Annotated in this window: 9 protein-coding genes; 7 read left to right on the forward strand and 2 right to left on the reverse strand. The window is 36.4% G+C overall.

Annotated features, from left to right (window positions below; genetic code table 11):
• The first annotated feature begins 90 nt into the window (after positions 1-90).
• From parE to KHA94_RS04380, 7 genes are all read left to right on the forward strand, one after another.
• Positions 91-2,067: a DNA topoisomerase IV subunit B gene (parE, locus tag KHA94_RS04355; protein ID WP_213100884.1), complete on the forward strand. Its 1,977-nt coding sequence runs from the start codon at positions 91-93 to the stop codon at positions 2,065-2,067.
• On the forward strand, positions 2,067-4,514 hold the full coding sequence (parC, locus tag KHA94_RS04360) for a DNA topoisomerase IV subunit A (protein ID WP_213100885.1): 2,448 nt from the start codon (positions 2,067-2,069) through the stop codon (positions 4,512-4,514). Before parE ends, parC begins: the two co-directional genes overlap by 1 nt.
• Before the next feature lie 256 nt (positions 4,515-4,770).
• Complete coding sequence (locus tag KHA94_RS04365; RefSeq protein ID WP_213100886.1) at positions 4,771-6,210, forward strand: alanine/glycine:cation symporter family protein; 1,440 nt, start codon at positions 4,771-4,773, stop codon at positions 6,208-6,210.
• Between the two features lie 154 nt (positions 6,211-6,364).
• Entirely contained in the window at positions 6,365-7,138 is a 774-nt protein-coding gene (locus tag KHA94_RS04370) for a hypothetical protein (protein WP_213100887.1), read from the forward strand.
• A gap of 81 nt (positions 7,139-7,219) precedes the next feature.
• Positions 7,220-7,699, forward strand: a complete 480-nt coding sequence (locus tag KHA94_RS04375; protein ID WP_213100888.1) for a staygreen family protein — start codon at positions 7,220-7,222, stop codon at positions 7,697-7,699.
• A 169-nt stretch (positions 7,700-7,868) separates the two neighbouring features.
• The gene (locus KHA94_RS26200) at positions 7,869-8,003 is read left to right on the forward strand and encodes a hypothetical protein (protein ID WP_275950856.1); all 135 of its coding nucleotides are present in this window, start codon (positions 7,869-7,871) and stop codon (positions 8,001-8,003) included.
• A 572-nt stretch (positions 8,004-8,575) separates the two neighbouring features.
• A complete protein-coding gene (locus KHA94_RS04380; protein ID WP_249365297.1) occupies positions 8,576-9,175 on the forward strand; it encodes a tyrosine-type recombinase/integrase in 600 nt (199 codons plus the stop codon).
• Between the two features lie 21 nt (positions 9,176-9,196).
• Here KHA94_RS04380 and KHA94_RS04385 read toward each other — a convergent pair whose 3' ends face one another.
• Together KHA94_RS04385 and KHA94_RS04390 are read right to left on the reverse strand one after the other, a co-directional pair.
• Positions 9,197-9,595, reverse strand: coding sequence for a hypothetical protein (locus KHA94_RS04385; protein WP_213100890.1), 399 nt, complete (start codon positions 9,593-9,595; stop codon positions 9,197-9,199).
• Positions 9,596-9,613: 18 nt separating this feature from the next.
• Positions 9,614-9,991 carry a tyrosine-type recombinase/integrase gene (locus KHA94_RS04390; protein WP_213100891.1) on the reverse strand — a complete coding sequence of 126 codons (378 nt, stop codon included), beginning with the start codon at positions 9,989-9,991 and terminating at the stop codon, positions 9,614-9,616.
• Positions 9,992-10,421: the final 430 nt, after the last annotated feature.

The following is a 10,421-nucleotide window of genomic DNA, read 5'->3' on the forward strand; positions in this document are numbered from 1 at the left end:
AGGATAAAAACCTTTTTAGACGAATACGTAAATGATTGTATTAACATATTTAGCAATATTTTTGTTGCAGTAAATGAAAGGGGTATGTTAGTGGCAAGAAATCAGGAAGCTTTTGACTATAATGATGATGCCATACAAGTATTAGAAGGGCTCGAGGCAGTTAGAAAACGCCCGGGAATGTACATTGGAAGTACAGATGCAAGGGGTCTTCACCATCTTGTATATGAAATTGTCGATAACGCTGTTGACGAAGCATTAGCAGGTTACGGGGATCATATTATTGTCAAAATACATAAAGATAATTCAATTAGTGTTGTAGATAAAGGACGGGGTATGCCAACTGGCATGCATCGTATGGGGAAACCTACTCCAGAAGTCATTTTAACCGTTTTACATGCAGGTGGAAAATTTGGACAAGGCGGCTATAAAACGAGCGGGGGACTTCATGGCGTAGGGGCATCTGTTGTTAATGCTCTTTCCGAATGGCTAATCGTTAAGATCAAACGGGATGGTTTTGTGTATGAACAGCGTTTCGAAGATGGCGGAAAACCCGTTACGACTCTTGAGAAAAAAGGTAAAACGAATCAAACAGGTACAATCATTCATTTTAAGCCAGATACGTCGATTTTTTCGACAACCACATATAACTATGAAACATTATGTGAGCGTCTTCGAGAATCAGCTTTCCTTTTAAAAGGAATGAAAATAGAAATCGTTGATGAACGAAATGGTGTTCAGGAAATATTTCATTATGAAAATGGCATAGAAGCATTTGTTGAATATTTAAATGAGGAAAAGGATATTCTTCACCCGGTAGTTAGCTTTGAAGGAGAGCAAAATGGCATAGAAGTGGATTTCGCCTTCCAATTTAATGATGGTTATTCTGAGAATGTTCTTTCTTTTGTCAATAATGTTCGAACAAAAGATGGCGGTACACATGAAGCAGGATCGAAAACGGCTATGACTCGTATTTTTAATGAGTATGCAAGAAAGGTCAATCTTCTGAAAGAAAAGGATAAAAATCTTGATGGTTCTGATATTCGAGAAGGATTCACAGCGATTGTTTCTGTTCGTGTTCCAGAAGACTTGCTTCAGTTTGAAGGGCAGACGAAAGGAAAGCTTGGAACGAGTGAAGCCCGTTCAGCAGTTGATGCGGTAGTTTCTGAGCATTTATCCTATTTCCTTGAAGAGAACCCGAACGTTAGTTCCTTGTTAATTAAAAAGGCAATAAAAGCATATCAGGCAAGGGAAGCAGCCCGTAAAGCCCGCGAAGATGCTAGGAGCGGAAAGAAAAGAAAACGTGCTGATGCTGTTCTTTCAGGAAAATTAACACCAGCCCAATCACGAAATCCACAGAAGAATGAATTATATTTAGTGGAAGGAGACTCTGCAGGAGGTTCTGCCAAACAAGGTCGAGATCGACGCTTTCAAGCTGTTCTCCCACTTCGTGGTAAAGTAATTAATACAGAGAAGGCTAAGCTTCAGGATATCTTTAAAAATGAAGAAATCAATACGATTATCCATGCTGTTGGTGCTGGAGTCGGTGCTGATTTTAACCTAGATGATGTCAATTATGACAAGGTTATTATTATGACAGATGCTGATACGGACGGAGCACATATTCAAGTCCTCCTTCTTACCTTTTTCTATCGTTATATGAAGCCGCTATTGGATGCAGGAAAAATCTTTATTGCTCTTCCTCCATTATATAAAGTAAGCAGAGGAGCAGGTAAAAAAGAAACGATTGAGTACGCATGGAGCGAAGATGACCTACAAGACGCGATCAAAAAGGTTGGAAAAGGGTATATGCTGCAGCGTTACAAAGGACTTGGTGAAATGAATGCTGATCAGCTGTGGGAAACAACAATGGATCCAGAAACACGGACATTGATTCGAGTTAGAATTGATGATGCTGCAAGAGCAGAACGCCGAGTTACTACCCTTATGGGCGATAAAGTAGAGCCGCGCAGGAAGTGGATTGAAACGAATGTGGCATTTGGACTAGAAGAGGATGCCAGCATTCTCGAAAATGAAAATATTTCCGTATTAGAGGAGGAGATTGACTAATGTCATCAGTTGAGAAATTTCGCGACCTCCCTCTTGAAGATGTTCTAGGCGATCGTTTTGGCCGCTATAGTAAATATATTATTCAGGAACGTGCATTACCTGACGCTAGAGATGGGTTGAAGCCTGTTCAGCGCAGGATTTTATATGCGATGCATGTTGAAGGCAATACACATGATAAAGGCTTTAGGAAATCAGCGAAAACAGTCGGTAATGTAATCGGTAACTATCACCCGCATGGGGATACTTCAGTTTACGATGCAATGGTTCGGATGAGCCAGGAATGGAAGGTTCGTAATCTTCTCGTTGAAATGCATGGGAATAACGGGAGCATAGATGGGGATCCTCCAGCTGCAATGCGTTACACAGAAGCGCGGCTTTCTCCAATTTCATCTGAATTACTAAAGGATATTGAAAAAAGAACGGTTGATCTTGTTCCGAACTTTGATGATACATCGAATGAACCGACCGTTTTACCCGCTATGTACCCAAATCTTTTAGTAAATGGGTCAACAGGAATTTCAGCAGGCTATGCGACAGAAATTCCACCCCATCACCTGAATGAGGTGATTGATGGTGTTATTCATCGTATGGATCATCCAGAATGTTCTGTAGATGACCTGATGAAATATATAAAAGGACCTGATTTTCCGACCGGTGGTATTATTCAAGGTGTTGAGGGTATTAAGAAGGCCTATGAAACTGGCAAAGGAAAAATAATTGTCCGTGGAAAAGCGGAGATTGAAGATTTACGAGGCGGAAAAAAGCAAATTGTCGTTACCGAAATACCGTATGAAGTGAATAAGGCAAATCTTGTAAAGAAGATCGATGAATTTAGACTTGACCGCAAAGTTGAAGGGATTTCAGAAGTTCGTGATGAGACGGATCGGACAGGATTACGGATTGTTGTAGAACTAAAAAAAGATGCAGATCCAGAGGGTGTCCTCCATTATTTATACAAAAATAGTGATTTACAGGTCACTTATAACTTTAATATGGTGGCTATTTATAATAGACATCCTAAACTAATGGGGTTAAGAGAACTGCTTGATGCATATATCCAGCATCGAAAAGAAGTTGTTATAAGAAGAACATCATTCGACTTAGAAAAAGCACAAGCACGCCAGCATATTGTCGAAGGTCTAATGAAGGCACTTTCCATCCTCGATGAAGTCATTGCTGCTATCCGTGCTTCAAAAGATAAACGTGATGCGAAAGATAATTTAATTGCTAAGTTTGCCTTTACTGAACCACAGGCAGAAGCGATTGTTTCTTTACAGCTATACCGTTTGACGAATACGGATATTACGGCACTTCAAGCAGAAGCTGAAGAGTTGGCTAAGAAAATTGCTGAGTTTACCGCCATTTTAGAGAGTGAGAAAAAGCTTTACGCTGTTATTCAAAAAGAGCTAAAAGATGTGAAAAAGCGTTTTGCCGATGATCGTCGCACAGTGATTGAAGCCGAGATTGAAGAAATTAAAATTAATCTTGAAGTCCTTATCGCAAGTGAAGATGTAATCGTAACAGTAACAAAGGAAGGTTATGTTAAGAGAACAAGTCAGCGTTCTTTTGCTGCTTCAAATGGGCAGGATTTTGGCATGAAGGATTCCGACCGTTTGCTGGCACAATTAGAAATGAACACAACCGATGTATTACTGTTGTTTACAAATAAAGGGAATTACTTGTATTGCCCTGTTCATTTGCTTCCAGATATACGATGGAAAGATCTAGGTCAGCATATTGCCAATATCATTCCGATTGATGGTGAAGAGTCAATTATTAAAGCTATTCCAGTTAAAGATTTTGATTCCGACTCATTTTTAGTATTTGTAACAAAAAGTGGGATGGTTAAGAAAACTGAGCTTTCTCTCTATCAAGTACAGCGCCATTCAAAGCCACTTGTTGCAATAAATGTTAAAGATAGTGATGAAGTCATCGCTGTTCATAAAACAGATGGGACGAAAGAATTGTTTTTATCCACGTATAATGGATATGGACTTTGGTTTCATGAGGAAGAAGTGAATATTGTTGGTACGAGAGCAGCTGGAGTTAAAGGAATTAATTTAAAAAATGGCGACTTCGTTACTGGAGGCCAGTTAATTGATAATCAACATGAACAATCAGTTGTAATTGTCACCCAAAGAGGCGCAATTAAAAAGATGAAGTTATCGGAATTTGAACGCTCTTCCCGAGCAAAACGGGGTGTTGTCATGCTAAGAGAATTAAAATCAAATCCTCACAGAATTATCGCTTCTCTTATTGCAAGAGAAAATGACGACATTTTTATCGAAACTGAAAAAGGTTCGATTGAATCAATCAAAGTCTCAAATATTCGATTTAATGATCGATATTCTAATGGATCTTTCATTTTTGATGAATCAGAAAGTGGAAAAGCATTATTTGCTTGGAAAAGCGAAGTATTTGAAGAAAGAAATAATACTGAAGTGTGACAAGTAAAGGGGCAGTCTTATAAGTCGAGTATTCGACTTTGAGATGCCTCTTTATCGTGAATTTAACAGTTTTTCTGTTTTAATAAAGGAATTTACTTTATTGATACATCTCCATTATTTCAATATATTGTAAAGCGAAAAATCTTTAAAGTTAACTTGTCTATTAATTATTAATTTGATAGATTATTAAAAGTAATGTTTTTTCAGAATGATCAAATGCATGTCACCAAAGAAATAATACAACCAGGGGGTAATTATGGAACTTTTTTTAAAAAGCTTAGAATCTGGGGTAGGATTTCTTAATGAAATTGTTTGGACTTATATATTAATTGCAGTATTAATTTTATTAGGTTTATATTTTAGTTTGAAAAGTAACTTTGTTCAATTTCGTTACTTCGGAGAAATGTTTCGGATACTGGGGGATAAATCTCTTATTTCCGCTGACGGTAAAAGAGGAATATCATCATTTCAAGCATTTTGCATAAGTGCTGCATCACGTGTTGGAACAGGAAATATAGCCGGAGTAGCTACAGCAATTGCAACAGGTGGCCCTGGAGCTGTTTTTTGGATGTGGTTAATCGCTTTTTTAGGTGCAGCTTCTAGTTTCATAGAGAGTACACTTGCCCAAATATATAAGGTGAAGGATAAGGATGGTTTCCGCGGAGGACCAGCATATTACATGGAAAAAGGCTTGAAAAAACGCTGGATGGGGATTATATTCGCCATTATCATTACATTCTGCTTTGGTCTTGTATTTAATTCTGTTCAATCTAATACCATTTCTTTAGCCTTTAATGAAGCCTTTGGAATAAGCCGTCTTTCAATTGGACTTGTGCTTGCTGCGATGACAGCGATTATCATTTTTGGAGGAGTAAAGCGGATTGCAAATGTGTCACAAGTGGTTGTGCCGATCATGGCTGTAATTTACCTTATTGTTGCAATTATTATTGTTATCATAAATATTACAGAGATCCCGCATATAATTTCCATGATAATAAAAAGTGCGTTTGGTATGGAACAAGCTATTGGCGGTACATTTGGTGCAGCTATTATGATGGGGATTAAGAGGGGGCTATTCTCGAATGAAGCAGGTATGGGTAGTGCTCCTAACGCAGCCGCAACAGCTGCAGTCACACATCCCGTTAAACAAGGGTTGATTCAAACTTTAGGTGTGTTCGTTGACACGATTCTAATTTGTTCAGCTACTGCATTCATCATCCTCTTATATAGTGATTTTTCAACATCAGATCTAACAGGAATTCAATTAACACAAGCTGCAATGACAGAACATGTCGGGTCTTGGGCACCCATTTTCATTGCAGTCGCAATATTTCTGTTTGCTTTCACTTCTGTCATTGGAAACTACTATTATGGTGAAACGAATATTGAATTTATCAAAAATAGTCCAACAGCATTATTTATTTATCGTCTAGCAGTTGTTGGTATGGTTATTTTTGGAGCTGTAGTTGATTTAGCAACTGTATGGAGCCTTGCTGATTTATTCATGGGAATAATGGCTCTAATAAACCTTGTGGCAATCGTTATGCTAGGAAAAGTTGCAATTGCTGCGTTAAAAGATTATAAAGCTCAGCGTAAAGAAGGAAAAGATCCAGTATTCTATGCGGATTCAATTCCGGGCTTAGATGGAATTGAGTGCTGGGAAACAAAAGAAGAAGCTATAAAGAAAATAATTTAATGTTATTACCTCTTGTCTATTTTTAGGCAAGGGGTTTTTTAGTATAACGAATCAGATCCAATAGAAGAAAATTTAAAAAATATTGGAAACGATACATTTATTTCCCAAAAATGGACAAAATAAATAACAGATGTGTCTAGGGAGGGTATCATAAGTGAAAAAAGAGATAGTCTTTGCTTTGGCAGCATTCTTTCTTATTTCTATGTCAGCTATTACAGGAGCTTACGCTGGTGATAAAGCTTCAAATAAAAAGGTAACGATTTTGAAAGATAGGGTTGATTTAACTGGGGATGGTAAAAAAGATACGATTGTTATTAAAGGAATTCCTTATGAGGGGGAATCCGATTTTTTTAGAGAGTTCCAAATGGAGGTTGTAACATCAAATAATCAATCATTTACAGTGAATATTGATGGCGGTTTAAAACCGAAAGCTAAGTTTGTAGATTTAAATCATGATCGAACTAAAGATGTATATATAAGTGTAGAAACTGGCAGCAGGGGTCGTATTACCAATCACTATTTATACACTTTAAAGAATAATAAATTATTGGATATAACTGTCCCAGATCCCCTCGTTATTATGAGTCAATTTTTAGATAGTTATAAGGCAAGTATCACCATTCAAGATATAGGTGAATCATATACACTTGATTTAAAGAGTCGAACTAAAAACTACGAAATGTTAGGACTTTATCAAAATGGAAAATTAAGTGAGCCTACAGAATTAATGGTAGATGCTTATTCTACATTGAAGCCCGTTCATGTTGAAGGTAAAACTTATGGATTAAAGGGAATCCAAGCAATAAGTGGAGTATATCATTCGGATAGAATTGCCCGAGTTGAAACGATCTGGCTATTCGAAAACGGAAAGTGGGCATTGAAGAATTCGAAAATAATGGAATCTAATAAGATAAAAAGAGGGAAATAGGCGATTGTCACATTTTTCTTGCCTAATACATAAAATATGGTAAGTGGTGTTCCTAACTTAATGCGGAGGGAGTCGCTTATCATGAATAATTTAGATCCATCAAAAGTAAGTGTAATGTATTTACCGCCAACAACTGAATTTAGGCCTGTAGATGGCAGAAAATATACATTAACACAATCTAAATCTACAGGTGAGTGGTTTTTAAGTATTGGATATCATTATAATCCTAATCCACAAAATTTTTCATTCAGAGATGAAGTCATGGCAGAATGGATTCCGCAGCTGGGAGAGTATGTTTTAAGTGGTAAAATTTTTATAAGTGATCAAGATTTTGATAAGCAATATGCGAAAATTCGTTTCATGATTTTCGAGCGAGAAGTAAAACATGCATTATCAGGGATCATATTTGGTGACCGCATATTTTTCTCAAATTACCCATGGCTTTTGAATTCCCCCATATACATTCAATTTGAATCAAATTTCGAAGAGTATAATAAAATGATTTACTTCGGAACCCCTCGCCAGTATTTAAGTTCCGCGCCCCAACTAATTGAGACGTAATAAAAACTTTTACTTATTTAGTTTGAAAACATGACGACACAGGAACTATATCCTGTGTTTTTTTCATTGGTGATTTAACATTTACCGAGTTATTTCCAATAATTCAAGAGAAATAATACATATTCGCTTGATAAAACCACATTATAAATGATAAAGGAGGTAGGAAGTAGTGAAAAAAGAAAGTAATCCTTCATTTAAAAAGAGCTACGAATCAGATAATAAAATGGGAGATAGCAAGAAAATACAAGATAAGAAGAAAGACGATACAGAAATATTCTTTAATTCCACGCAAAATAGTGAATAAAAATAGCAAATTAGCAGTGAGGTAGTATATAAAATTATTATGTTAACTAAATGTGATCAAGTAAGGTTAATAGGTGAGTAAAAATTATTGAACGACTACAATTATAATTTGCGTTAACATTACTAGCCGAGAAAATATGATGATTTATCAATAATCATGTATTAAACCATTTATCCGAGTACGACTAAGACAAATGGTTTAATACATAAGGTTTAATAAATAAACTGAATGATAAATAAAATTAAGAAATAAAAACATAAATTTTTATATCTCGTCTCACTATTTTAAGTATACTTTTGAATTGAGATAGGTTTTGCTTTGTAATTTATTACTTCCTATAATATATATTATGTAAACTAGAATAAATCCTTAACAGAACTATAACTAACCTCTCAACTTCACATAATAAACATTCGCAACTTGACGATAATGTTTGGGTACGTCCAAATAAGATAAAATTTGGAGGTCGTTCACATGCAATACCAGCAAGCAATGGATGAATTTTTACTTTATCTAGAGATCGAACAAAATTATTCATCCAACACCATTCGAAGCTTCCGGTTTATATGAATATGGAAGAACTCAAAAAGCTGTTTTCGTTCCTGGAGCAGGATCCCCATCCACTTGCCTTTCGAAATGAAACCATGATTAAAATGCTTGCGACAACCGGAATGAGACGACAGGAACTTGTGGATCTCACTTGGGAACAAATCGATTTTTATAATGGAACTGTTCTCGTTTTCGGGAAAGGAAAAAAAGAGTGCTTGCCCCCGCTTCATTCCATGATGTTGCCCTTATTAAAAAAATATAAAGAGTCTTTAAAGGAATATCAGACACATCCAGAGGAGCCTGTATTTCGAAACAAGAATGGGAAAGTTCTAAACCCATGGGGGCTACATGTCATCTTTAAAGAAGTGTTGAAAAAGGCTTGCCTCCCTCCCCACCGCTTTTCGTTGCATCATTTACGGCATACGTTTTCAACGTTGTTATTGCAGCAAGTAAAAGCAGAGAATGAAGACGAATTTGGAGATGTCTCACATATGCCTCAAGAAAAGGTCGACATAAGAACCTTACAAGAACTTCTGGGACATGAATCATTGGCCAATACACAGGTTTACACGCATATTGATTTTGAATCAAAAAAGAAAACCATTGCTTCTTTTCGGTTTTAATTTAATTAATAAGGAAAAAAGCTACCTAAGCAACAAGGTTTTCTCAACTAATGCCATTGCAGCTGTTTTATTGACCTTCATAATTTGGAGAAATTCTTCCTGTGAAATCATATTTGAATGATTTGATGGAGCTTCTTTTACCGGGTTATGTAGGACAACAACTTCAGCACCTTCCTTATTTTCTATGTTTTTCCCTTTCCTTTTTTTAAGCAGTTCTACCTCCTCTTCTTTTTCTTGTTCAATTAAAGTCAATTCATGACGTAAACGATTTAGTTTTTTTCGATGACGACACAAATAAGAATGCAGGGTATAGATCTTATCACTACAACCAAGTAAAAATTTAATGGTGTCACGACTTACATCTCGTTCATGTAAAATGGTTGCAATGGATGCTCTAAACCCATGCGGAGTGACATGCAAATCCCCCGGCCATTCTAATTAATCACATATTTTGTCGGTAATCCGATTAAACTGTTTGGCACGTAATGGATACCCTTTTAAACCGACGAGTAACGTGTCTTCTGGTTGTTGTAATTGATTAGATTTTAAATGTTCCTTTAATAGTGAAAGAAGTTTAGATGGAGTAGGAAATATCTGTATTTTATTTTTAGAATTAAATATCCCTGCATCATAGTGAATCACTTGCTCTTCAAAGCTTACATCTTTTACTTTTAGTTTTGTGAGTGCCACATTACGTAAACCTGTTATTAACATTACGCGAACGGTGTATAGAATTTGTAAATAGTAAATAGACTGGATCGCCTCCTTTCTATCGTAGCAACCGCCACTCCATCTTCTTTCTGTTTTTAGATCCATTGATTTACGATATGTAACCTTGCTGTAGAAAGAATCGGCTCTTTTTTGATGTTGTAGCAAAATGAGCTATAGTGCTGCACATCTTGTACATAAATGACCTCCTCTTGATATCCAATATCCATATTTTTAATAAAAACGATATTATTTATAAGAATCTAAATTTTAGGGACACAAAAGACATGAGGAATCAGAGATGAGGATAAAGGATCCGTAACATTGTTAAATGTTCCTTTATACGAAGTAATGAAACACTCATGATTATTGCGAATGAATTGAGCCACATATGCGGAGTTTTGAGCCATTCATTGCGGAGAAAAGAGCCATCATTTGCGGAATAGAGAGCCACTAATAGAATTACTCATTCATGGAGTAGAGCCAGAGCCACAGCGAAGCTGCTTGCCATTGACTGTAACGCCCGATTCTTTGCAGA

It is taken from the genome of Cytobacillus citreus, from assembly GCF_018343665.1.
GTDB classification, from domain to species: domain Bacteria; phylum Bacillota; class Bacilli; order Bacillales; family Cytobacillaceae; genus Cytobacillus; species Cytobacillus citreus.